The organism is Paenibacillus harenae (genome assembly GCF_030812415.1).
GTDB lineage: Bacteria > Bacillota > Bacilli > Paenibacillales > Paenibacillaceae > Pristimantibacillus > Pristimantibacillus harenae_A.
In genome coordinates, this window is the sequence record NZ_JAUSST010000002.1 from 297214 (window position 1) to 320963 (window position 23750).

The 23750-nt window shown below is 50.4% G+C and carries 19 protein-coding genes; 17 read left to right on the forward strand and 2 right to left on the reverse strand.

Annotation, left to right across the window (positions count from 1 at the left end; genetic code table 11):
* Positions 1–39 precede the first annotated feature (39 nt).
* From J2T14_RS06275 to J2T14_RS06290, 4 genes are all read left to right on the forward strand, one after another.
* Entirely contained in the window at positions 40–1020 is a 981-nt protein-coding gene (locus J2T14_RS06275) for a glycoside hydrolase family 9 protein (RefSeq protein ID WP_307469005.1), read from the forward strand.
* Between the two features lie 308 nt (positions 1021–1328).
* Positions 1329–1985: a GyrI-like domain-containing protein gene (locus J2T14_RS06280; RefSeq protein ID WP_307470386.1), complete on the forward strand. Its 657-nt coding sequence runs from the start codon at positions 1329–1331 to the stop codon at positions 1983–1985.
* A 59-nt stretch (positions 1986–2044) separates the two neighbouring features.
* A complete protein-coding gene (locus J2T14_RS06285) occupies positions 2045–2674 on the forward strand; it encodes a class I SAM-dependent methyltransferase (RefSeq protein ID WP_307469008.1) in 630 nt (209 codons plus the stop codon).
* A 70-nt stretch (positions 2675–2744) separates the two neighbouring features.
* A complete protein-coding gene (locus J2T14_RS06290; RefSeq protein WP_307469010.1) occupies positions 2745–3752 on the forward strand; it encodes a sigma-70 family RNA polymerase sigma factor in 1008 nt (335 codons plus the stop codon).
* 42 nt (positions 3753–3794) lie between these two features.
* On the opposite strand, the gene J2T14_RS06295 is transcribed toward J2T14_RS06290, so the two are convergent.
* Complete coding sequence (locus tag J2T14_RS06295; RefSeq protein WP_307469013.1) at positions 3795–4688, reverse strand: diguanylate cyclase; 894 nt, start codon at positions 4686–4688, stop codon at positions 3795–3797.
* A gap of 199 nt (positions 4689–4887) precedes the next feature.
* On the opposite strand from J2T14_RS06295, the gene J2T14_RS06300 reads away from it, so the two are divergent.
* The 3 genes from J2T14_RS06300 (at position 4888) to J2T14_RS06310 (ending at position 6480) form a co-directional block, all read left to right on the forward strand.
* Positions 4888–5916, forward strand: a complete 1029-nt coding sequence (locus J2T14_RS06300) for an endo-1,4-beta-xylanase (protein ID WP_307203514.1) — start codon at positions 4888–4890, stop codon at positions 5914–5916.
* 128 nt (positions 5917–6044) lie between these two features.
* Complete coding sequence (locus tag J2T14_RS06305; RefSeq protein ID WP_307469017.1) at positions 6045–6257, forward strand: hypothetical protein; 213 nt, start codon at positions 6045–6047, stop codon at positions 6255–6257.
* Positions 6244–6480 carry a hypothetical protein gene (locus tag J2T14_RS06310; RefSeq protein WP_307469018.1) on the forward strand — a complete coding sequence of 79 codons (237 nt, stop codon included), beginning with the start codon at positions 6244–6246 and terminating at the stop codon, positions 6478–6480. Before J2T14_RS06305 ends, J2T14_RS06310 begins: the two co-directional genes overlap by 14 nt.
* A 384-nt stretch (positions 6481–6864) precedes the next feature.
* On the opposite strand, the gene J2T14_RS06315 is transcribed toward J2T14_RS06310, so the two are convergent.
* Complete coding sequence (locus J2T14_RS06315) at positions 6865–8040, reverse strand: SGNH/GDSL hydrolase family protein (RefSeq protein ID WP_307469020.1); 1176 nt, start codon at positions 8038–8040, stop codon at positions 6865–6867.
* Between the two features lie 94 nt (positions 8041–8134).
* Here J2T14_RS06315 and J2T14_RS06320 point away from each other — a divergent pair, with 94 nt between their 5' ends.
* The 10 genes from J2T14_RS06320 (at position 8135) to J2T14_RS06365 (ending at position 23720) form a co-directional block, all read left to right on the forward strand.
* Positions 8135–8314 (forward strand): hypothetical protein, encoded by a 180-nt coding sequence (locus J2T14_RS06320; RefSeq protein ID WP_307469022.1) that lies wholly within the window; start codon positions 8135–8137, stop codon positions 8312–8314.
* 97 nt (positions 8315–8411) lie between these two features.
* The gene (locus J2T14_RS06325; protein WP_307469025.1) at positions 8412–9227 is read left to right on the forward strand and encodes a helix-turn-helix domain-containing protein; all 816 of its coding nucleotides are present in this window, start codon (positions 8412–8414) and stop codon (positions 9225–9227) included.
* 88 nt (positions 9228–9315) lie between these two features.
* Positions 9316–10269, forward strand: a complete 954-nt coding sequence (locus J2T14_RS06330; protein ID WP_307469028.1) for a proline dehydrogenase family protein — start codon at positions 9316–9318, stop codon at positions 10267–10269.
* Between the two features lie 313 nt (positions 10270–10582).
* Positions 10583–12886 carry a helix-turn-helix domain-containing protein gene (locus tag J2T14_RS06335; RefSeq protein ID WP_307469030.1) on the forward strand — a complete coding sequence of 768 codons (2304 nt, stop codon included), beginning with the start codon at positions 10583–10585 and terminating at the stop codon, positions 12884–12886.
* Positions 12887–12899: 13 nt separating this feature from the next.
* Positions 12900–14543: an extracellular solute-binding protein gene (locus tag J2T14_RS06340; protein ID WP_307469032.1), complete on the forward strand. Its 1644-nt coding sequence runs from the start codon at positions 12900–12902 to the stop codon at positions 14541–14543.
* 436 nt (positions 14544–14979) lie between these two features.
* Positions 14980–15864, forward strand: coding sequence for an ABC transporter permease (locus tag J2T14_RS06345; RefSeq protein WP_307469034.1), 885 nt, complete (start codon positions 14980–14982; stop codon positions 15862–15864).
* A 23-nt stretch (positions 15865–15887) separates the two neighbouring features.
* Positions 15888–16793: a carbohydrate ABC transporter permease gene (locus J2T14_RS06350; RefSeq protein ID WP_307469036.1), complete on the forward strand. Its 906-nt coding sequence runs from the start codon at positions 15888–15890 to the stop codon at positions 16791–16793.
* Between the two features lie 120 nt (positions 16794–16913).
* Positions 16914–18587: an extracellular solute-binding protein gene (locus tag J2T14_RS06355; protein WP_373458114.1), complete on the forward strand. Its 1674-nt coding sequence runs from the start codon at positions 16914–16916 to the stop codon at positions 18585–18587.
* 96 nt (positions 18588–18683) lie between these two features.
* On the forward strand, positions 18684–22631 hold the full coding sequence (locus J2T14_RS06360; RefSeq protein ID WP_307469038.1) for a X2-like carbohydrate binding domain-containing protein: 3948 nt from the start codon (positions 18684–18686) through the stop codon (positions 22629–22631).
* A 183-nt stretch (positions 22632–22814) separates the two neighbouring features.
* Positions 22815–23720, forward strand: a complete 906-nt coding sequence (locus J2T14_RS06365; protein ID WP_307469041.1) for a fumarylacetoacetate hydrolase family protein — start codon at positions 22815–22817, stop codon at positions 23718–23720.
* Positions 23721–23750 lie beyond the last annotated feature (30 nt).

The window sequence follows — 23750 nt, forward strand, 5'->3', positions numbered from 1 at the left end:
GAGCATTCACCGAAATCCATTGTTTAGGAGGCGTGCGGAATGTTTAAACCAAGTACACCAAACCATCAAATTCGCGTGAATCAAGCCGGTTATCGCCCATCCGACCGTAAGCATTTTGTTGTTAACGGCGCGGGAGGATATTTTGAGATTATTGACCTGACAAACGGCAATGTGGTCTACACAGGCGGATTAGCAGGACCGATCGAAGATACTTCCAGCGGAGAGAGCATATTTCGCGGGGATTTCACTGAATACCGCTCCATAGGTACCTACTCGATCCGCATTCCCGCTTTAGGTACATCCTATCCGTTTCCAGTTGCGGAAGATGTTTATAATAACGTAACGGACGCATTATTGAAAAGCTTTTATTTCCAACGTTGCGGTATGGATTTGGAAACGCCGTATGCGGGAGTTTGGTCACACAAAGCATGCCATCTGGCACACGGTACTGTTTACGGGGATGAGTCGGAAAAACTTCCGTCTGCGGGCGGCTGGCACGATGCCGGGGACTACGGGAAATACACGGTGGCAGCTGCTAAAGCAGTGGCCGACTTGATGCTTGCTTACGATTGTTTTCCGTTCGCGAATCAGGAGCGATACCAAGCATGGCTTGATCGCTTTGGATCGATAGAACAAGAAGCTAAAAGAATCATGGACGATCCAAAGAAGAGAATTAAGATACCGGCTGACTACATTGGCAATGTTAGAGGAAAACGTGTCTTGAATCTACTCGGATCAAATGGAACTAAAGCAATATCAATAGCATTGATGGGGGCTAAAGAAGTAAAAGTAGTTGACATTGCTCCAGAAAACGCAAGATTCGGTATGGATCTTGCAAGGAAGGCTGCCGATAAGTTGGCAGCTTTTTTGTTGACTAATGAACAAGAACGGAATTTTCGTCGAGTATGGTATTTGTTGAAATGGTATAGTGATTCTCAGCAGGGGGTGACGAGTGTTGGAAGCTCATATTCAAACCGTTATTCATTACATCGACGAACACATAGAGGAAGGCTTCGATAGCAACAGACTTGCCGAGATCGGGGCTCTCTCCAAGTCGCACTTTTTCAAGCTGTTTACCCTTCTAACAGGATTTACACCGATGAATTACGTGCTGCGAAGAAAACTCCATTTTTTAAGAAGGGAGTACCAAATGTGGTAAATGTTCAAATCGTGGACAAGCCTTCAATGTACTTGCTCGGTGTAGAGGGGCGTATTGGCAATGAGCAAGGAGAAATGTCTATCGCCAGCGTGTGGGAGCACCATTTTCAAAGTTATCAACAACTATTCTCGAACGTACCGAATAGGGGTAGGCCGGAGGACGATGCAGAATATGCTTTAAGTTTATTGACGAGGACGGGAAGTTCATTTATTTCGTGGGCTTTGAGGTGGAGGAACTAGATGCTGTTCCTTACGGCGCGGCAGGCAAGCGAATCCCACCGCTGACATATGCTATGGCAACTCATGTGGGTCCGCCTGCCGAAACGTTGGGCCAGACCTTGGATTATGTCTATGGCGAGTGGTTCCTGAATAGTACCTACCAGACGGGGCATTTGCGCCTATCACCGATCTCCGTAATCGAGTACTACGATAAGCGTTGTTCGCTCACACCGCCGGAGATGGATATCTTTGTACCAATCAAGCTTCCTTCGGATAACAGGATAACGGAAGTGGCCCCTTTCAAAGCCGCATTTTATCGGGCAGTCGGCAATGACGCTGCCAAGCTGAAATACGAAGCGTTCGACGTCATGATCAATTGGGTGGAAAAGCATCGCCATGCGGGGAAAGATTACGAAGGCGGAATGTTTGCCGTAGCTGATGGGGTACATCATTTTTTGGAGAAAGATTGGGCAACGTTTATGAAATGGTTGGAGCAACATCCCGAATACAAGACTACGGGCGGGTGTTACGAAGAGTTTCTGATTGATAATGGTAAGGTCGATTATTATACAACGCTGCAATTCTATGAGAAGGTTGAGAAGCGATAATATTCACTTAGAGAGGAATGAGAAATTGAACGCTTTACGAAGAAGTGTGCCAGTGGGAAATGACCAGCGCTGTAGATACTTTGCGTAAATGTGGGCTTCATAACGCTATGCTCGCCATGGATCTAGGATGCGGATTAGGTCATTACACAATACCGGCAGCGATTTCTGTTGGATCGGAAGGGAGAGTCGTAGCTGTAGATTATGATAAGAAAATATTGAAAGGTACTTCTCAAAGACTACTAGATGCAGGATTATCTAATGTGGATATAACATGTGCCAACCATCTTGAGTTAGGCCATGTGCCTGATAGTAGTATCGATTTTTTAATGATCTATGATATGATTCACACGAATCCTAGAATAGAGATTTTTCCAGTTATCAAGCGCCTTTTAAAAAGTGGGGGAACTTTATCTGTACTAGCTTTTGGAGAAATAAGAATTCAAAAAAAAGAATATGGCCAATTTATCAAGTCTGAGATAGGGAAAAACATCACAGATCCATATCGTGAGGCTTTAACTAAATTACATAATGAAATCCAATTTTATGGTTTTAGTCTTTCTTCCGTAGTAGAGAGCGAAGGGGTGCATTTTGATCATTTTCATAGTGCTTACCATTGGAAAAAATACGGTGATGTTCGATTGGATTCACTTGAGAGAGGCGACATCTATAATTTTGCGAATGAGAAATAATTTTTGAGAGCGCGACGGTTTCTTCAATGAACTCCCGTCTAATATATAGATCGATTTGAGGAGGAGCAACTTGTCTGTTACGGAAGCAGAATTGGTTAAGAGGGCATGCAAAGGCGATAGCGAGGCATTCAGCGACTTAATCGGCAGATATGCGAATGCGGTATACGGGGCAGCGTACGGCAAGCTGGGCGATTTCCATAGGGCGCAGGATATTGCGCAGGAAGTGTTCGTCAAAGCTTTCAAGAAATTGTCCAGCCTTAAAGATCCCGATAAGCTGGGCAGCTGGCTGTACGCGGTAACGAACAGGGAGTGCTTGGATTGGTTGAGGTCGAGCAAAAACGAATCCGTATACGACCCGGAACATAACGAGAATATTCCGCTGCATGAAACTGCCGAAGATACATGGCTGAGGAAAGAGCTTCGTAATGAGGTCTGGCAAGCGCTTAGCAATCTAACTGAAGCTAACCGTACGGTCACGATTCTCTACTACATCGACGACTATAAGATCAGGGAAATCAGCAGTTTCCTCGGTCTGTCCGTCGAAGCGGTAGAGAGCAGACTCCGCAGATCGAGAACGATATTGAAGAAGGAGTTGCTAAGCATGGTTAACGAAAATCTGAATCAGAACAAGCTGAATGAGGAGTTCAAGAAGAAGGTGTTTCAGGACGAAAGAATGCCCGAAACACAATTTCGCCGCGTGGCGATGGTCGAGAGTGATTTTGACGACATCGATATGTACAAAACGAAGTTTGTTAACATTAATCTGGAAGGCGCGAGTTTCGATAATATCAATATGAGCAAGACCGTCTTCCATGACATTAACATGCATCATGCCAAATTCATCGAAGTCGGATTATGGGAAATCGAGATCGGTAAGTGCGTAATGGGTGGAGCTTACTTCCATGATATCGGCATGGAGGGCAAGAGCAATACGTTTGAGAACTGCGATTTAACCGGGACATCTTTTACAAACTGCAATCTTTCCAACGTGGAAATTAAAGACTGTGACATATCTGGACTTAAGATTAATGGGGTCTCCATCGAGGCTTTATTGGAGAACTATTCAAGCAACAAATAACAATGGAGGCCCTCTTCTCGCGAAAAGAGGGCCCAGCAATTTCTATAGCTTGTACGATTCGATAGCGATGGAGTTAGGACCCATTTTCCGCGCATCGTTAATGGTTTCGATAGAGTCTTCGATGACATTACGAATCTCCGTCATCGTTCTGACAGGCCCGACTAAGCCGCCAATGTAACAACCCATTTGCTTTGGACAGCCGATGCTATTGAAATCAAAGGCTTTCATATCGTCGACAATCGAATGGGCGATCTGCGATATCGTTTCCCGATCCGCTATGGCGAATACGACAAATTCATCTCCATGGGCGCGGCCAATGGCTGCGCGGCTTAAGGATGCTCGTACATTCGCAGCAATGATCTGGTAACAAGCGGCAATGACGTTGTCGCCGACATCGAAGCCGTAATCGTCGTTGACCTGTTTGAAGTTGCTGATATCGAAGCGAAAAACTGAGATATCCCCATCATCTGCCGAGCATAGGGCTGAGATGCTGGCTGCTTCATCAAGAAACATCTCCATATTGGGGATGTTCTTTTTGATTTCATGTGCTTTCGACTGTTCGATGGTTATGAAATCTATTTTCTTTTCTATATTAAAACCTTCCTTCTCGATTAAGGTGATTAGCCTATCAATTGCGATTTTTTTCTGGATTTGTTCATTGAGCAGCGAAGTGATTTCAATTCGCTTGCGAATCAATTGATGAACGATAATGCTGGTTTCGATGGGGCCGCTTAACAATTTTTTTATTTCGGTAAGGGAGAAATCTAGATTTTTTAGAATGACGATCCAATTTAATAGATGAGATTGGCCGGGCTCATAAGATCGATACCCGGTTTCAGCATCGATGGCCGACGGCTTCAGTAGACCAATCTCGTCATAGTGACGCAGCATTTTGGCAGTAACGTTATTTTGTACGGCGAACTCACCAATTTTCAAAGATGACACCCTTTCATGAAGAACTCCGGCCGGAATTGCTTAACCTAACGATAAACCTTCCCCCTATGGGAAAGTCAATATATTATTTTCCAAAAGCGTTTCCTATACTTCGACGGGTTGTTTGCAGCGCTTGCAAGGTCTAAACTATACGCGAGCAACGATAATAACCGATGGATCAAACGAGGAGGAGCAATCATTCATGAATCAATCCACATCTGCACAAACACCGAAGCTGCACGAAGTGTTCGGGCAGCATTTCCGAATCGGCGCAGCCGTTAATCCGAGGACGCTTGTCTCGCAGCGCGAGCTGCTGGCGCAGCATTTCAATAGCGTAACTGCGGAGAATGAAATGAAGTTCGAACGTCTGCATCCGGCCGAAGATCGGTATACGTTCGAGGAAGCTGACCGATTAATGGAATTCGCGAAAGCAAACAAGATGGCGGTCAGAGGGCATACGCTCGTATGGCACAACCAAACGTCCGATTGGGTGTTCGATAACGGCTCCGGCGGCTTGGTTGATCGCGATACGCTGCTTGCACGTATGAAAGCGCATATCGAAACGGTTGTTGGGCGTTATAAGGGTCAAATTTATGCATGGGACGTTGTGAACGAGGCGGTCTCCGACAGCGTGGAGGAGCAGCTTCGCCCGTCCAAGTGGCTGGACATTATCGGCGACGATTTTATTGCCAAAGCGTTCGAGTACGCACATGCGGCTGATCCTGACGCGTTACTGTTTTATAACGATTATAACGAGTCAGTACCAGCAAAGAGAGAGAAAATATACGCACTCGTCAAGTCGCTTAAGGAGAATGGCGTACCGATCCACGGCGTTGGACTTCAGGCGCATTGGAACCTGACTCATCCGACGCTGGACGATATTCGTGCCGCTATTGACCGATACGCATCGCTTGGACTGCAGCTGCATATTACAGAAATGGACGTATCGGTCTTCGCGTTCGAAGACAGACGCACTGATCTGACCGCACCTACGACTGAGATGATGCAGCTGCAGGAGGAAAGGTACGGTGAGATGTTCCAGTTGTTCCGGGAATATAGCGACGTACTGACATGCGTTACATTCTGGGGAGCAGCCGACGACTTTACGTGGCTGGACGGATTCCCGGTGAGGGGACGGAAAAATTGGCCGTTGCTGTTCGACACGAAGCATCAGCCGAAAGGCTCATACTACAAGGTGATTAGCCAACCGGAAGAAGCGCTTGAAGGCTAATAGCGAGCGAGAAGATGGCGGCGCAGGGTATTCCTGTGCCGCCATCTATTTGTTGATCCGCGGTCGCAGCCTGTCCGCATCTAGCTTTTCAATTCCAAAACCAATCAAAAAGGTGTGAACGAGCAACCTTGCTATCTGAAACGAAAAATGAAAGCCATTACGTTCTATGGTATACGAGAGAACCTCTGGAGGACATGATTTATGCGCCAAGGCTGGCATACAGCATGCATCTTGCCTATAGCGAAGACGGCAAGCATTATCAAGAATTAAATCATAATTCTGGCGTTCTGTTTGCCAAAGCAACGGATAACGAGAACGGGACGATGAATGCCAAAATTTAAAAATCCTTATCTCTTTCAACTAGTTAACGGTGATTTCGGCGTTGTTGCTGTACGTACGGAAGCGGATGGACAAAACGGCGAGCAGAGTAAAGGTTCGATCCTATTGTTTACTTCTTCCGATCTGCTTCAATATAAGGAAATCGGAGTGATTGATCTGAAAAATGTGACGACTATGTTAAGGTCGCGGCCTGCGAGTATGACGCAAGGAATCATACGTACGTGATCCGTTGGAACAATGAGAGCGGCGGTAACTATCGGAGCTTTATGACCGATCTCATCGACTTGGAAGGGGCGTCGTTGCCGGAGTAAGCAGAGCCTTATGATTGGGAGTCTGCGATAGCAAATATTGAGGGCATTGTGCCTCGCAACGTTATCCGCGTATCTAAGGAAACCGCTAGCCGCCTTGTGAGTAAGCTTACGGTTCCGACGAATATTGGGATCGAGCTTACCAAAATGTACAGCGAAAAGAAGACCTCAATACCCAGTATTAGGGAATGGAGGCCGTCTTTTGTTTAACCACATTAGGCTGCTCTGAAAAACCGAGTTCTTCAGTGGTCTCCTTTTAGAGAGTGACCTTTTATTTTGTATGTGATTCCTTGGACTCTAGTTACGATAAGCCAAAGCCCAGGATCGTAAACTTCTTGCCCACGTGCTTGGGCGACATCCCGATTTCCACCGTGTGTTCACGCGATTCTTGATCCGTATACAAGATGACGACATGGCAATGGGTCCATTTGACAGCCTGTGGGTCAACGACTTTCACAAGCGCGCCGTCTACGTAAATGTTAGCGCTCCCGTAATCGTCGCTTCCTGAATCTTTATAGACCAAAAGGAGACTTTTACTGCGAATCGTCATAGTAAAGTTGTGGTTACTCGAATCTGTCGTATGCATCCAATTGTTGGGGAATTGCGGCGTGCCGTAGGGATGGTCGTCCATCTCTGCCAGTTGAAGTTCGGTATCGGTTGCGTCGAAGCCTCCTTCCGATATCTTGGCTATGCTAGAGCCGTTGGCGCGATCCAATAAACGAACATGGACAAAGTCATTACCGATTACCGGCGGCTTGTCGATCACAATATCTTCACGATCCATGGCGGAACGGTCGGTCTCGGCGAACAGCCAGCCTAGACAATCGGCCATGATTGTATGACCTGCATTGGTCGGATGGTATATGTCGCTGAAAAATTGCTCTTTGGTAATGATGTTCCCCTCGTCCTTGGTTTTCTGAAATTGGTCCACCACCGCATCTTTTATGCTTACCATGGGAAGCTCATAATGATAACCAACGGGTGCAAGCCGCTCCTGCAAATTCCAGTTGCTTTCGAACACACTGAACAATAGGATGACGGCAGGCGCGTTGTCAGCAGTCAGAGCTTTTAATACCAGGCTTTCGTAACAGTTCCCTTCCGTTTCGTCGTCGGCGTCATTGACTGCAAATTCCACAATGACGATATCAGGGCGTACGGCCCCGTCTCTCAGAACATCCCTCTGATAACGAATCATCCCCAGCTCGGAGGGCGTGCCGCCCAATCCGGCTTTGATGAAACGAATAGAATCACCGCCGTCCTTGCCGAACATCGATTTAAAAGTGGAATATGACCGATAAGCATAGCATTCGGTATGGAGCGGATTGGCTCCCGCGCCGTGAGTAATGGAGCCGCCAATGTAGGCGACCGTAACCTCTTCGCCTCTTTTCGCTTTTTCGATGGCGGTTTTTAATCTCTTGTTGTTCCCTTTGTTTAATAGTGATTTGACAATTAATTCGCTGTATGCTTCGTCTGTCATAGATAATCTCCTCTCTGTTAAATTTAATCTATTAATCTTAAAACGAACGGGATGATAAGAAAACCCGCTGAATCATAGCTGTAGAAGGAGGAAATTGTTCTGCTGCAACCATGCTGTCATACTGAACGAGATAGGAGCAAGCGAGCAAGAGGCAGATATTACATCGTCCGCACAGCAGCAAAGCGCGTCCATTCAGGAAATATCGGCTGCCATCCAGCAGCTGTCTTCTCTTTCGGTTGACTTGAACGAATCGGTAAAGCCGTTTAAGCTGTAGTAGTATCGTTCGAGCACGCTGGGCCCTTCCGCCTTCGAGCGGGAGGGCTTTTTTGATTGTGTTGAAACTTTCCGTTAATGAAACGAGGACTCGAAACATGTCTGATGTGACCTTTTACCGCCATGAGGCGCTGCCTTTCTTGGAGGCTAAGCGATGTCTGAAGAGCGATCTAGCGTACCAAAAGCATTTTCATGAGGAATATTCGATCGGGTTAATCGATAAAGGTGTGACGAACGCTTGGTGTGACGGAACCATGCACCGGGTTGAGGATGGGAAGGCAATAAGTTTTCCGCCGGTGATGCTGCATGCCTGTCAGCCGGAGACGGGAATGGAGTGGAATTACAAAATGCTGTTCGTCAAGCAGGCTTGGTTAGAGCAGCTTGAGCTTGAGCTGCATGAGCGAGAACAGCTTCAAATCCCGTTTCTATTGGCCGAGGACAAAAATAAAGTCTGTCGCATTCAAATTAACCAGATCATGGATGCTCTTAGGGAAAAAGGCTCGCCGCTTGAGATCGAGACGGCTTTGATCGAGCTTATGCATGCGCTCGTAAGACGGAATGCTTCAGATTTGGTGCATGAGATAAAACAGGGCAAGCAGGAGCAGAAGTACGTCAAGCTAATCCAAGACTATATGCACGAGCATTTTACAGAGAAGCTAACGATGAAGGAGCTCGAGAACGTAACGGGAATAAGCCGATTTCATCTCATTCGGTTGTTTAAACGATGGAATCATCTGCCTCCGCATGCCTATCAGAATCTGCTCCGCATTAATTATGCCAAGGCAGAATTAATGAAGCAACGACCGATTGCAGACATTGCAACAGATGCGGGATTTTATGACCAGAGCCATTTTGCGAGAACGTTCGGCAGGATTGTAGGGGCAACACCGTATTCTTACACATTGTCATGTTAATAACACATAACAAAGAGCAATTTTGTACAATACCGTCAGCCCTCTACTCCGTACAATTGAAGGAACTTGAGTAAGGGAGAGATGTTGTATGCAATATGAATTAAATTTGGAAAAACAATTTTCAGCGGCTCTAAAGTCAATCGCTCGCCGTGAAGACCTAAAAACTTACGTAGAGCGGACGCCAGAGCTCTATATGCTGCTTCAGCAGGCCGCTTCTCGGTATGTTACAGGTGAAACTCGTCAAGAGGGAGTTGCCGCTAGCCGCCGGCTGGCCGCGGAAGGGTATAAGATTTCCATCGAATATATCGGTGAGAATACGACGGATGCTGACGAGTGCGAAGCGGCTGCTGCGGAGATGAAGGCGCTTATTCAAGATTTGGGTCGGGCCGGACTTCCAGCTCGCGTATCCTTCGATCTGTCGCATATCGGGCTTTCGTTGGATAAGGAGCTTGCTTACTCCCATCTGATGGATGTGGCGGCCTATGCCGGAACTGTCGAAACGGAGATGGAGTTATTCATCAGCATGGAAGAGTCCAGCAAGACGGAGGAAATACTCTCTGTCTACGCTAGGGCTGCAGCAAGTTATTCGAACATAGGCATTACGTTGCAAGCGCATTTAATTCGAACGAAGCAGGATTTGGAAGCTCTAGCTGCGTCGCCGCGTCGTATACGGATCGTGAAAGGCGCCTATCAAGAACCGGAAGACCGCGCAATCCCTCGATCTTCAGCTCTTAACGAACGTTATTTGGAGCTTGTGGAAAGCGCCATCCGCCAAGGACATCACGTGTCGATTGCCACCCATGATGAAGGGATTGTGGATGAAGGGCTAAAGCGCAGGTGGCTAGCTTATGGAAATGCCGAATTCGAGATGCTGTACGGTATTCGTCCGGAGCTGGGAAGCAAGCTGAAGGCAGCCGGGCACCCGGTAAGAATCTATCTTCCTTATGGTCATGAGTGGTATTTGTATCTGTGCCACCGAATTGCAGAGTACCCGCCGAATCTGTACCGTGCGGTAATCGATATCGTGAGTAAACGTATTTGAATCGTATTTGATATTGAGAAACCAGTCACGAATAGTGGCTGGATTTTTTCTTGTGCAGGCCAATTGTCCGCGTACTATCGGCGATTGTTGTGCGGCAAAGCGGAAAATGGTACGCCTTAGGCCACGATTGTACCTTTACGGAACAGGCGACTGTCGGTATCCTATTCAAGAAGTAGATTAGTTGAGGTTTGCTACCTAATCCATCATAAGCAACTGTAGCGGACAGTTGTTTTTTTATCTTAGCAGTATTGCGGTTTGAGGTATAATTAGTTATGATAGCGCTCTCAATGTTGAACCGGAAGGAGGCCTTGACTTGCCCAAATATTCACGGGTGTTCAGACGGTTTCTCATCTCTTACATTATTATTCTGATCATTCCAAGCATTGCGGGTTATATGTCGTACAAGACCGCGATAACCGTGACGGAATCCGTCTCGATCGAGAACAGCGTGACGCAGCTCCAGAAGAGCAAGGAGCTATTGGAACGACGTATGGCGGAGGTTGAAGGCTTCACGAGGCAGCTTGCGATCAATCAGGATTTGAACATTTTGATGAACGAAAACGGATCGGGCGATGCGTCCAATGTGTATGGGATTTGGAAAATGATGAGGAACGTCCTCACATTCGGCCAAACGAATGATTTTCTGAAGCATTATTATGTTTATTTGAGCAACTATAACGTACTCTTGACGCCGGGTTCGGCTTATTTCCGGCCGGAGCATTATTATGAAAGCTATCATTACGAGGATATGCCGTTCGAGAAGTGGAAGAGCACGGTTCTAGAAGGAACTCACCGGAGCGAGATGATGCCGTTAAGCCCGTTCATGGACAATAAGAACGAAACCTCGGTCGTGACCTATATGCAGTCTCTGCCTCTTGACAGCTTCACAGGTTCTTCACCAGCGGTCGTCGTCGTAATCATCGATCAGCAGAAAATGACCGATTTGCTGTCCGGCATAACGGACCGATACGGAGGATGGGTTCATATTTCCGACGCGGCCGGCCATACGGTTGGTTTGCAGGGTACCGATGAAGCCCATGTCGGCCTGCTATCGGCGGACAGCAGCTTCGATGGGGAGAAGCTGAGCCAATTTTACGAAGACGATCTTGTCATTACGATTCGCTCCGACACGACCAATTGGGTCTATAGAGCCGGCATTCCAAGGCATGTTCTGATGGGGAGCGCAAATCAAATCAAATACATTACGTGGTCTGTAACCGGCGTCGCGCTGTTTATAGGCGTTGCTGCGGGTTTGCTTCTCTCGTACCGGAACAGCGCTCCGATTATACGGATCGTCGGCGTTATGAAGGAGCAATTCGGGCAAGAAGGTCAATCGGAACGCAACGAATACGATTTTCTGCACGGTAATATTTCGCAGATGCTTACGAATAACAGACGGCTGGAATCCGAGCTGCATCGGCAAGCACCGCTCGTGCGCGACGCTTTCTTCAAACGTTTGCTTGCAGGCGAGTTCCAGACGAGGGATGAAATTATAGCGGCTGCCGTTCAGGCGAACGCCGGATTGACCGGCGACACAGGGTATGTCGGTATTATGCAAGTGAACGGTTACCCGTTGATGGACAACGTCGAGGTTCTGAACGAGCTGAACGCGGCACGTCTTATTTTGAAGCAGGCATTGATCGACACCGGAAGCTCGGTACGTATGACAGACATCGGCTCAGACAAGATTGTATTCCTCTTTGCCTATATGGATGAACCGACAGCGGTCGAAATCGGCAAGGATGAAGTGACGATGACGTTGGAGCGCATATCGCGGCTTGCGTTCGAGGAATACCGGATCTCGACGACCGTAGCGCTTGGCGGCATGTTCCAAGCGGTGACGGAAGTTAGTCAATCGTTCGAGCAGGCGAAGCAGACGCTGGACGTAGCCGTTCACCAGAACAGGAAAGAGCTGAGCTGGTTCGAGGACACGCGGCAAGAAAGTTCGACTTACCATTACCCGCTTGAGCTGGAGCTTCGTTTGATCGGCACCGTTCGTGCCGGCGAGCAGGAGGAAGCAACCCGGATTTTGCATACGATCATTTCGCAAAATACGGTGCATAGAGAACTTTCTTATGAGATGAAGCAGCAATTAGCTGGTGAAATGAAAGGGACTTTCTTGAAGCTGCTTGATCAGAAGGTATTCATCGAATCGGAATCGTTCGAGGAAATGAAGAACCGCATTATCGCCATCCAGCCGGCTGAGCCGCTGGAAGCGATTCAAGTCGAGCTGGCTGCCGTTATGAACGTGCTATGCGAAGTTGTTCATAGCCGCAAGAACGATAGTCATACGCGGACGGTCGAGCAGATCAAGACGTATATCGAATCGGCTTATACGGATTCCGCGCTGACGTTATATCGGGTAGCCGAGCAAGTGGAACGGCCCGAGAAATATATCTCGCAGCTGTTCAAGGAAGTGACGGGCGTCAATCTGTCTGATTATCTAGAGAACGTAAGGATGGAGCAAGCGGCCGAGCTGCTTCATAACGAAGTATTGACTGTTGACGAGATTGCCTCCAGAGTAGGCTATAACAGCTCGCACTCTTTCCGTAGGGCTTTCAAGCGGGTAAGAGGCGTATCGCCGAGCGTATTCAGACAGTCCGCCCTGGACGGATAAGGAGTGGAGCAAGTTGCAGAAGTATATCATTCGGCTCGTTGCCGTATTGCTGATCTCCCTTATTCTCGGAGGCTGTACGGATATGAATAATAAGCGAGATTCGGATGCCGGGAGCGGCAAGGATGCCGATGCCGTTCCTATCCGCGTGTTCGCCCAGCAGGATGCGTGGTTTGATCTTGCAACCAATGATTTCTCGAAGGAGCTGGAGAATAAGTTCAACGCGAAGTTTGAATGGATTGCCGTTCCTTTCGAAGGAGCAAGAGAGAGACGCCAAATCTCGCTTGCCGGCGGCGACTACGCTGATGCCTATATTCTGACTTCGTATATTGACCAGTTCTCGCAAGCGGACGTACTTAGGTACGGGCAACAAGGTGTCATCTTGCCTTTGAACGAGTTAATCGAACAGTACGCGCCTCATATCAAAGCCTCCATGGAACAGAATCCGACTCTAAGAGCATACAGCACGGCGCCGGATGGGAACATTTACGGCTTGGTCGGGTACAGCGAATGTTACCATTGCTCCTATCCTAGCAAGATGTGGCTGAATACGAAATGGATGGAGCAGTTAGGGCTCGCAATGCCGCAGACGACGGAGCAATTCAGAGAGGTGTTGCGTGCGTTCAAGACGAAGGACCCGAACGGCAACGGCGTAGCGGACGAAATTCCGCTTAGCGGCTCGATCGAGGATTTCGGCGTTCGCGTCATCCCTTTTCTAATGAACGGCTTCATTTATGACGACGACCGTACGTATCTTCATCTGACGGAAGGACGCGTCGATACGGTAGCCGACACGCCGGAGTGGAGAGAAGGGCTCGCCTATATCAAATCGCTATACGATGAGGGACTCATCGATCCGGGCGCATTCACCCAAAACGCCGAAGCTTTCAAGCGGATTGGAGAGAACGACGGCGAGCAGCTGCTTGGCGCGGCAGCGGCGATGCATCCGGCGATCTTCGTGGACGTCGGGCCGGACAACACGAGGGGGAGCGATTACAGACCGCTTGCTCCTTTACAAGGTCCGTATGCGTCATTCGCAACGTACAGTCGAATCGGCGTGGCGCCGGGAGCGAAGTTCGTCATCACGAATAAGGCAAGCCGCGAAGCGCAGATCGCTTTGATTCGGATGGTCGATTATATGTACACGCCGGAAGGCCAGGCTTTCGCCGAGGTTGGAGTCGAAGGCGTCGATTGGCGAAAGCCCGCACCGGGAGAGCTGGCGATGAATCCAGCCATGAAGCCGGCATTCGCCAGCATTCCGGATAAGGACGGCGAGAAACCGAATAACTCCAATTGGAGCGGGATGGGACATTTCTATATGCCGAAGGCATATCGCGAAAGCTGGGTGCAAGGCATGGATATTTATGCCCCTGACGGCTATGAGCGAAGGCTGATGGAAGCGACGAAGCTGTATGACGGACATAAGCCGGATGAGGTATTGTCGGTAGAAACGCTCTGGATTCATCCGGATGAGGCCGACGAAGTCAATTTTCTGCAGATTAACCTCAAAAATTACATCGAGGAGCATGCGCTGCAGTTCATTACCGGCAACCTGAACCTGGATGAGGATTGGGAGAGCTACGTGAAGGGACTTCGCGGTCTGAACGTGGACCGTTATGTGGTCATTATGCAGAAGGCGTACGACTCGGCTTTAAAATAATCATTCGGGTGCGGCAGCAGAACCGTCCCGCAAAGTCTATTCAGACTTTGCGGGACGGTTCTTTTTTATAGCTTGTTATATACGTATAAGCGGCATTTCGGGGCCACATTCGTGACAATGAGAGAAATGAATTCGACGAAATGAAGTTACTTCACCTGAGCAGACGTGTTTCACCGCGCCGCACGCGCGCAAACGTACGCAGAAAGGTCATTTGCACCTGCGAAATCGGGGTAACTGTACCCCGAAAAGAGCAACTGTACCTACCGCAAAGCCCTTGCTAACCATTATGATCAGCGGTATAGAAAGCGCTAACAATTCATCGCGGCAAGTGACTTAGGGAGGGATCGTTCTGAAAGATCAATTGGCTTTAAACCAAAGCGAAAGTGCCATTCGGCGAAGCGGGAAGCGGGGGCTGCTGGAGGAAGCGGGAAGGAGCATGAGAAAGCATTGGCAGCTTTATATGATTGTCGTTCCGCCCCTGCTGTTTTTTCTCATCTTCAAGTATTATCCGATGCTCAATACCGTGCTCGCCTTCAAAGACTACAACGTAATCAAGGGCATTTGGGGCAGCCCGTGGGTAGGGATGAAAAACTTCAATTTGTTTTTCGACAATCCGATGTTTTGGCCGCTCGTCAAAAACACGCTGCTCATTAGCGGTTATTTGCTGCTGGCAGGATTTCCGATACCGATTCTGCTTGCTTTGATGCTGAACGAGGTTCGAAGCGGACGGTTCAAGAAGGTTGTGCAAATGGTATCTTTCGCTCCGTATTTCATCTCGACCGTCGTCATGGTATCGATTATCATGTTGTTTCTGTCTCCGCGGCTCGGCTTCGTCAATATCGCGATGAACGCGATCGGACTGGATTCGGTCAATTTTCTCGGCGAACCCGGCATGTTCAGATCGATTTATGTATGGTCGGACATTTGGCAAACGGCAGGTTATTCGGCGGTAATCTATTTGGCAGCGATTGCCGGCATCGATCCTACGCTGTATGAAGCAGCCAAGGTAGACGGGGCATCCCGATTCCAAAAAATTCTTCACGTGGATCTTCCGGGCATTCTGCCTACTATCATGATCGTGCTAATTCTGAACGTAGGCAGCGTCATGGCGATCGGCTTCGAGAAAATATACCTGCTGCAAAATCCGCTGAATCTCGTCAATTCGGAAATCATCGCGACGTACGTGTACAGCGTCGGGTTGCTTAACGCCAACTACAGCTTCGCGACGGCGGTCGGCTTGTTCAATTCCGTCATCAATCTCATCCTGCTAACGTCGGTGAACGGCTTAGCCAAGCGGTTCTCGAACACAAGCATCTGGTAAGGAAAGGGGAGCATAAGCGTACCATGGCTGCACAAAGAACGAATTACAAAATCAAGGATTCGGCCGGGGACAAATTATTCCTGTTCATCATCTACATTATTCTGGTCCTAGTGCTTGTTGCGGTACTGTATCCGCTCATCTACATCGTCAGCAGCTCCTTAAGCAGTCCCGCGGCTGTGACGTCCGGCAAAGTATGGCTTTGGCCGGTAGACTTCTCGCTGGAAGGCTTCAAGGTGCTGTTCCAGAATAAGCAAGTGGTGTCCGGTTACGGCAACTCGATCTTCTATACGGGAGCGGGTACGCTCATCAGCGTCGTCTTAACGATCATGATCGCCTATCCGCTGTCGCGCAAAACGTTTTTCGGACGGAACGCGCTCATGATGCTCATTACGTTCACGCTGCTGTTCAGCGGCGGACTCATTCCGACGTATATGGTCGTCAAGGAAGTCGGTCTGATCGACTCCAGATGGGCGCTGCTCATTCCGAACGCGATCTGGGTATGGCAGGTCATCATCGCAAGGTCCTTCTTCCAGTCCTCGATCCCGGACGAATTGTTCGAAGCGAGCGAGATGGACGGCTGCAGCGATCTGCGTTTTTTACGGAGCATTGTTGTTCCATTGTCCATGCCGATCATCGCCGTTCTCGTCCTCATGTACGCCGTCGGCCAATGGAATGCGTATTTCGACGCGCTGATCTATTTGAAAACCGCCGACAAATTTCCGCTGCAGCTTATTTTGCGAAGCATCATTATACAGAACAACAGCGCGGCGGGATTGAACGATGCCATGAAGCAGGTCGAGCGTCAGCAGCTTGCCGAGCTACTGAAGTATTCGTTGATCGTCGTGGCGACGCTGCCCGTGCTTGTCATCTACCCGTTCGTTCAACGCTACTTCGTGCAGGGGATGATGGTCGGATCGGTGAAGGGCTAATGTCTGTCCCGCACAAACAATCTTTTAAGGAGGTGGCGCTTATGTAGGTTTGCTCGCCCAACATCGCGATATATCGCGTTAAGACCAACCATTCACTCAATAAAAAAGGGAGCGATACCATTGAAAAAGAGAATCGCGGGTTTATTCGCCATTATGTTGTCGGTAAGCCTGATGCTTGCCGCGTGCTCATCCAATAACAATCAGCCCGGCAACGCTTCGTCGCCGCCAGAGCAATCGGGCGACGCAGGAGAGAAGCCGTCCGGTCCGGTAGAGATAAGCGTATTCGCCGTACAGGAGCAGGGCATCGATCTTCCGACAAACAAATTCACCCAGCATGTGCAGGACATGTTCAACATCAAGTTCAACTTCGAGGTCATCCCGTCCGACGGGGCGAAGGAGAAACGCCAAATCTCGCTCGCGAGCGGCGACTATCCGGATGCCTACATCCTGACGGGCTACGTGGATCAATTCACGCAGACGGACGTGCTGAAGTACGGCAAGCAAGGCGTAATCGTGCCTCTGAACGACCTCATTGATGAATATGCGCCGAACATTAAAGCGGCTATGGAATCGAATGCCGACCTGAAGGCGTTTAATACGGCGCCGGACGGCAACATCTACGGGCTCGTAGCTTATGCGCAATGCTTCCACTGCTCGTATCCGAATAAGTTATGGCTCAACACATCTTGGCTGGAGAAGCTGAATCTGGAAATGCCGACGACGCCTGAACAATTCCGCGATGTGCTGCGGGCGTTCAAGAACGGCGATCCGAACGGAAACGGCGTGAAGGACGAAGTTCCGCTCAGCGGCTCGACCGAAGATTTCGGCGTACGGGTGCTTCCGTTCCTCATGAACGCGTTCGTCTATAATGACGACCGGAATTACTTGAACCTGACGAATGGAAAAGTCGAGTCGGCTGCAATCAAGGAGGAGTGGAGAGCAGGGCTGGCCTTCGCCAAATCGTTGTACGACGAAGGACTGATCGATCCGGGCGCGTTCACCCAAAATGCCGAGGCGTTCAAAAAAATCGGCGAAAACGCGGATACGCAAATTCTCGGCGCCGGCGCGGGCATGCATCCCGCCATCTTCGTCAATATCGACAAGGGCAATAAATATTCGGCCGATTACAATCCGCTTCCACCGCTTACCGGACCGAACGGCTCGTCGTTCGCGACGCATGACGGCGGCGGCGTAGCGCCTGGCGCGAAGTTCGTCATTACGAACAAAGCGAGCAAAGAAGCTCAAATCGCACTCATTAAGCTCGTCGATTACATGTACACATGGGAAGGGCAGACGAATGCGGCATCCGGCATGGAAGGCATCGATTGGGAACGCCCAGGACCCGAGGATGTCGCTCTTGGCGAAGGCGTCAAAGCGATGATCAAGGCGATCCCCGCTGCCGAAGGGGAAGCTCCGCGCAATGCCGGCTGGAGCGGCATGGGCCACTTCTATATGCCAGCCGAATATCGCGACAGCTTCGTGCAAGGGACCGACATTTACGATTCCAACGCTTACGAGCGCCGTCTCTACCAAGCGACGCTGCTTTACGAAGGCCATGAGCCTAAGGAGCTATTCCCGCTTTGGTCGGTATGGGTCGATCCGGCGGAAGCCGACGAAGCGAGCATCCTGCAGACGAACCTTCGCAAATACGTGGAGCAGAGCGCGCTGCAATTCGTTACCGGCAACAAGGATCTGACCAAAGATTGGGACGCTTATGTCAAAGGATTGAAGGATCTGAAGGTTGACCGTTATTTGGAAATCCTGCAGAAAGCATACGACACCTCGAATAAATAACGGAAAGCATGAATGAACCGCTGAGCCCGGACAATGGATTGATCCGGGCTCTCGGCTACATTGACGTAAAAGGGGATGAATGAAGTGGATAAGTCGATGAGAAAATGGCGCCTGTCTTTCCTTGCTTTCGTCATGTTCGCGGTGCAGCTTGCTTATGTGCCTCCGGCATTCAATGAAGCCGAAGCGGCCGATAACGGCCTTGGACAGAAGCCGTACATGGGTTGGAGCAGCTTCAGCATGCAGGTGTACAGCGGGAACAACGGGATTATTTCCGCCGCGCAGATTAAAGCGCAATCCGATGCGATGCATATGCTGCTGCAGCCGTACGGCTATGAATACATCAACATTGACGCCGGCTGGAACGGAGACATGGACGGATACGGCCGCCCGATTCCAAGCACGACGCATTATCCGAACGGCTTCCAGGAAGTGATCGACTACGTTCATGCGAACGGTCAGAAGATCGGCATCTACGGCATTCCGGGCTTGTCGCCGCAAGCTTACGAGGACGATCTGCCTATCTTCGGCGCGCCGGGCTGCTCGATGCGGGATATCGCCGCTCAGCCGCTGGCGCAGGCGGATTACTGGAATTTAGGCTACAAGATCGATTTCTCGAACCCTTGCGCCCAGAGCTACATTAACTCCATTGCGGACTTGTATGCCGAATGGGGCATCGACTTTCTCAAATTCGACAGCGTGACGCCGGGATCGGGCATCTCCGACCTGTCGCTGGACGCGCGCGACGACGTGGCGGCTTGGTCGGCTGCGCTTGCGCCGCACGGCATATGGCTGGAGCTGTCGTGGGCACTGGACATCAACTACATAGACACCTGGAAGCAGTATGCCAACGGCTGGCGCGTCGACTGGGATATCGAATGTTATTGCGGCACGGCAGGGCTGACGAGCTGGAGCAGCATCGCAAGGTTGTTCCCGAAGGCGGAGCAATGGTGGCCGCACGGCGAACCGGGAGGTTGGAACGACTTCGATTCGCTCAACGTGGGCAACGGGGCGATGGACGGCATTACGCAAGACGAGCGCAAGACTGCCATGACGCTGTGGGCGATGTCTGCCGCGCCGCTATATATCGGCAATGACATGACGAAGCTGGACAGCTACGGCCTTGAGCTGCTTACGAACGAGGAGGTCATCGCGGTCAACCAGAACGGCCGTCCGACCAGACCGGTATCGACCGAGACCGAGCAGCAGGTATGGTACGCCAATAACGGAGACGGCAGCTTTACGGTCGCATTGTTCAATCTGGACGACGCAGCCGCGACGGTTGAAGCCGACTGGAACGATATCGGACTATCCGGACCGGCATCCGTACGTGATCTGTGGAGCAAATCGGATCTCGGAACTTTCAATGACGGCTTCAGCTCGGCGAATTTGGCCGCTCATGGCTCCCGTTTGCTTAAAGTGACGCCGCTTGACGGGGCGGTAAGCGCCAATGACGACGATCACGGCTTCTCCTTCGACGGAGCTTGGAGCACGAACGGAGGTTATGAGGAAACCGGAGGCAAGCAAAATCTGCTCGTGTCCGTTACCGATTCCCGCGTTCGGAACAGCCTCATCGAACCAAGCTCGGCGAAGTTCAACAAGAAACCCTCCGCGCAAGCCGACATTTCGATTTCGTTAACGCTTAACGGCAATACGCTGAGCAGCGTTTCGAACGGTGGCGCGGCTCTATCGAACGGGACCGATTACACGGTGTCCGGCTCGACCTTGACGATCAAGAAGGAGTACTTGACCGGACTGCCCGTAGGCGAGACGAGGTTATCGGTCGGCTTCAGCGCCGGCTTGGAACAGACGCTCTCGATTACGGTCAGCGATACGACGGACGGCGTCATTGCGAACTTGAACGACGATGACTCGGCGATCGCCTACGCGGGCTCGTGGCATCGAAGCTGGAACCGCGGATTGGGCGATTACGGCGATGACGTCCACTTCACGGAGGCGAACGGCGATTACTTCGAATATGAGTTCACCGGCACGGGCATCGAGCTCATCACGGAGAAGCATGACTCGCAGGGCGAGATCGATATTTACTTGGACGGGGCGTTCCAACAAACTGTCGACACTTACGATGCCAACCGGCTTTCCCAACAAACCGTTTATGCCGTCACAGGCTTGACGGACGGCGTCCATACGCTGAAGGCGGTGAAGAAATCGGGCATCTTCATGTTGCTGGATAAATTGAAGGTAACGAAGCCGGATCTTATCCTCCCTTCGGAAGGAAGTTTTAACAAGAAGTCTTCGCTGCAGCGTGACGTAATGACCGAGCTGACGCCGGGCGGTCCTGCTCTCACAGGCATCACGAACGCCGGAACGCCGCTCGCATCGGGAACGGACTACACCGTCTCGGGCAGCGAGATAACAATCAAGAAGGAGTACCTCGCCTCGGAGCCGGAAGGTACGACAAGGCTCGTCTTCGCCTTCTCCGGAGGCGAAACGCAGATGCTGGCAGTTACGGTCGCGGATACGACGACCCAGATTATCTCGCTTAACGATAATGACTCGGCCATCTCCTACAACGGCTCATGGGGGTACAGTTATAGCCGCGGGCTTGGCGACTACAACGATGACGTTCACTATACGGAAGCGAACGGCGATTCTTTCGAATATGAATTTACCGGGTCCGGGATCGAGTACGTGACGGAGAAAGATTCCTCGCAAGGGGAAGTGGATATTTATTTGGATGGCCTATTCCAGGAGACGGTCGATACGTACCACTCGAGCCGGCTAACTAGACAAACCGTATATTCGGCGTCCGACTTGCCGGAAGGCACGCATACGCTCAAAGCGGTGAAGAAATCAGGCAATTACATGCTGCTCGACGAACTGAAGGTAACGTCGGCATCGCAGGTGCTGCAAAGCTCGATCAGCCCTACGACGGTAAGCTTCGATCAGCAAATCTCGGAACAGTCCGAACCGACCGTCACTCTTGCGCTTAACGGTAATTTGCTTACCGAAGTATCGAACGGCGCGAACGTATTGACCGAAGGGGTGGATTACACGTTAACCGGCAACGAGCTGACCTTGAAGCGAAGCTACTTGGCCGGTTTGGATATCGGAATGGCGAATCTGACCTTCGCCTTTACCGAGGGTTCCCCGCAAACGCTGGCCGTCGCGGTGCGCGATACGTCAAGAGGCCGTTTCGTCTCCGTGAACGATGCGGATGCGGGCATTGCGTATTCGGGAGCATGGCAGCACAGCAGAAACCGGTCATTCGGCGATTACAAGGACGATGTCCATTTCGCCGAAGTTAACGGCGCTTTCTTCGAATATGCGTTCCACGGCACGGGCATCGAGCTATTGACCGAAATGGATACGTCCCAAGGGGACGTCGACATTTACGTGGACGGCCAATTCCAACAGACGGTCAGCGCGTACCGCGACAGCAGGGCGGCGCAGGAACCGCTGTACGTCATAGCGGACTTGCCGGATGGCGTCCATACGCTCAAGGCAGTGAAGCAATCCGGCTCGTACATGCTTCTCGATCAATTGCGGGTGCAAAAGGCTTCGCGGTTAACGCCGGATAAGGGGGTGTTCGATAAAAATCCTCCGGAGAAGGAAGATGTGGTCGTTGCGCTGGAGGTGGATGGAAGCAATCTGATCGGCATCTCGAACGGCCACTATGAATTGAAGCAAGGCAAGGATTACAATCTGTCCGGGAATCAGCTAACCGTGAAGAAGCAGTACTTGGCAACGCTGCAGGCAGGCACCGCCGCTCTGACGCTTTCATTCAAAGCCGATTACCGGCAGGACGTGCTATACACGGAAACCAACGGAGATTCCTTTGCGTATTCCTTCATCGGTACGAGCGTGGAGGTAATCGGGCCGAAAGGGCCGCAGCAGGGCAATATCGACATCTATGTGGACGGTGCTTTCGTTCAGACGGTCAGCGCTTATCATGCCAGCCGGTTGACGGGCCAGAATCTCTTCAGCTCGAATGGCTTGACTGACGGACCGCATACGATCAAAGGGATAAAAGCATCAGGCGAAGTGATGCTGGTGGATCAGATTAAATACACGGTGGCCGAGTAACACAGCCAACAAATGACGGACCGGTTCTCTCATGGTTTGAAGAGAGCCCGGTTCTTTCCTTATAGCCAAGTCTACTATGCGAAGTATAAGATAAGAGTTGATAGGCTCCCCGCTGTACATTGACGGTGGGTTTGTATTAACAAAGATGCTTAATATAGCTGGAAGGAAGGGGCGAACACCGTTATGAAGTTAGTGGCGATCGAACAAGAAGGGCGATACAGACTCGGGGTAAAGCTGAATGACGGCATCATCGATATTTTATCGGCGCTTGAGCACATGCCGGATTCCGCGGTTCCGACGGATGCGATGGATGTCATTGCCGGAGGCGAACAAGCTGTGGCCATTTTGCGCAGTTATGCGGAGCGTTTGCTCCAAACGCCAAATTACGGGGCTGCCTTGCTGCTTCGCGAAGATGAGGTGCAATTCGGACCATGTGTACCGGCTCCGAACAAAATCATATGCGTTGGCTTGAATTACAGGCAGCATGCGATTGAAACGAATGCAGCCATTCCGCAATTCCCGATTTTGTTCAATAAATTCAACAATACGCTGACGGGTCACCTGCATGACGTCGTTTTGCCTGAACGAGTGACGAATCAAGTCGATTATGAGGCGGAGCTTGTCATCGTGATCGGTAAAACCGCTAAAAACGTTAGCAAGGAACAGGCATTGGACTATGTGTTCGGCTACTGCTGCGCGAACGACCTGTCCGCGCGCGATCTTCAAACGAGAACCTCGCAATGGCTGCTTGGCAAAAGCTGCGACGGTTTCAGCCCGCTTGGCCCCTATTTGGTTACGAAGAATGAGATCGCCGATCCGAACGATTTGGCTATCAAATGCTTCGTTAACGGGGACGAGCGCCAGTATTCGAATACATCGGACATGATCTTCCCATGCGACGAAATCGTGAGCTACATATCCCAGCACATGACGCTTGTTCCTGGCGATATCATCCTGACCGGAACTCCCGAAGGCGTCGTACTCGGTTATCCGGCGGATCAGCGCGTGTACTTGAATCCAGGCGATGTCGTGACGATCGAAATAGAAGGTCTGGGGAAATTAACGAATCGCATGGTTAGCGAGGCATAAATCAACACGCTGAAGGGCTTGAATAGCGGC

What these genes read in the sequence shown, in the direction of transcription:
- J2T14_RS06310 (WP_307469018.1), top strand. Translation starts at nt 6,244, where the DNA reads ATGCCAAAATTTAAAAATCCTTATCTCTTTCAACTAGTTAACGGTGAT.
- J2T14_RS06345 (WP_307469034.1), top strand. Translation starts at nt 14,980, where the DNA reads ATGAGAAAGCATTGGCAGCTTTATATGATTGTCGTTCCGCCCCTGCTG.
- J2T14_RS06285 (WP_307469008.1), top strand. Translation starts at nt 2,045, where the DNA reads ATGACCAGCGCTGTAGATACTTTGCGTAAATGTGGGCTTCATAACGCT.
- J2T14_RS06300 (WP_307203514.1), top strand. Translation starts at nt 4,888, where the DNA reads ATGAATCAATCCACATCTGCACAAACACCGAAGCTGCACGAAGTGTTC.
- J2T14_RS06275 (WP_307469005.1), top strand. Translation starts at nt 40, where the DNA reads ATGTTTAAACCAAGTACACCAAACCATCAAATTCGCGTGAATCAAGCC.
- J2T14_RS06360 (WP_307469038.1), top strand. Translation starts at nt 18,684, where the DNA reads ATGAGAAAATGGCGCCTGTCTTTCCTTGCTTTCGTCATGTTCGCGGTG.
- J2T14_RS06315 (WP_307469020.1), bottom strand. Translation starts at nt 8,040, where the DNA reads ATGACAGACGAAGCATACAGCGAATTAATTGTCAAATCACTATTAAAC.
- J2T14_RS06350 (WP_307469036.1), top strand. Translation starts at nt 15,888, where the DNA reads ATGGCTGCACAAAGAACGAATTACAAAATCAAGGATTCGGCCGGGGAC.
- J2T14_RS06330 (WP_307469028.1), top strand. Translation starts at nt 9,316, where the DNA reads ATGCAATATGAATTAAATTTGGAAAAACAATTTTCAGCGGCTCTAAAG.
- J2T14_RS06365 (WP_307469041.1), top strand. Translation starts at nt 22,815, where the DNA reads ATGAAGTTAGTGGCGATCGAACAAGAAGGGCGATACAGACTCGGGGTA.
- J2T14_RS06325 (WP_307469025.1), top strand. Translation starts at nt 8,412, where the DNA reads ATGTCTGATGTGACCTTTTACCGCCATGAGGCGCTGCCTTTCTTGGAG.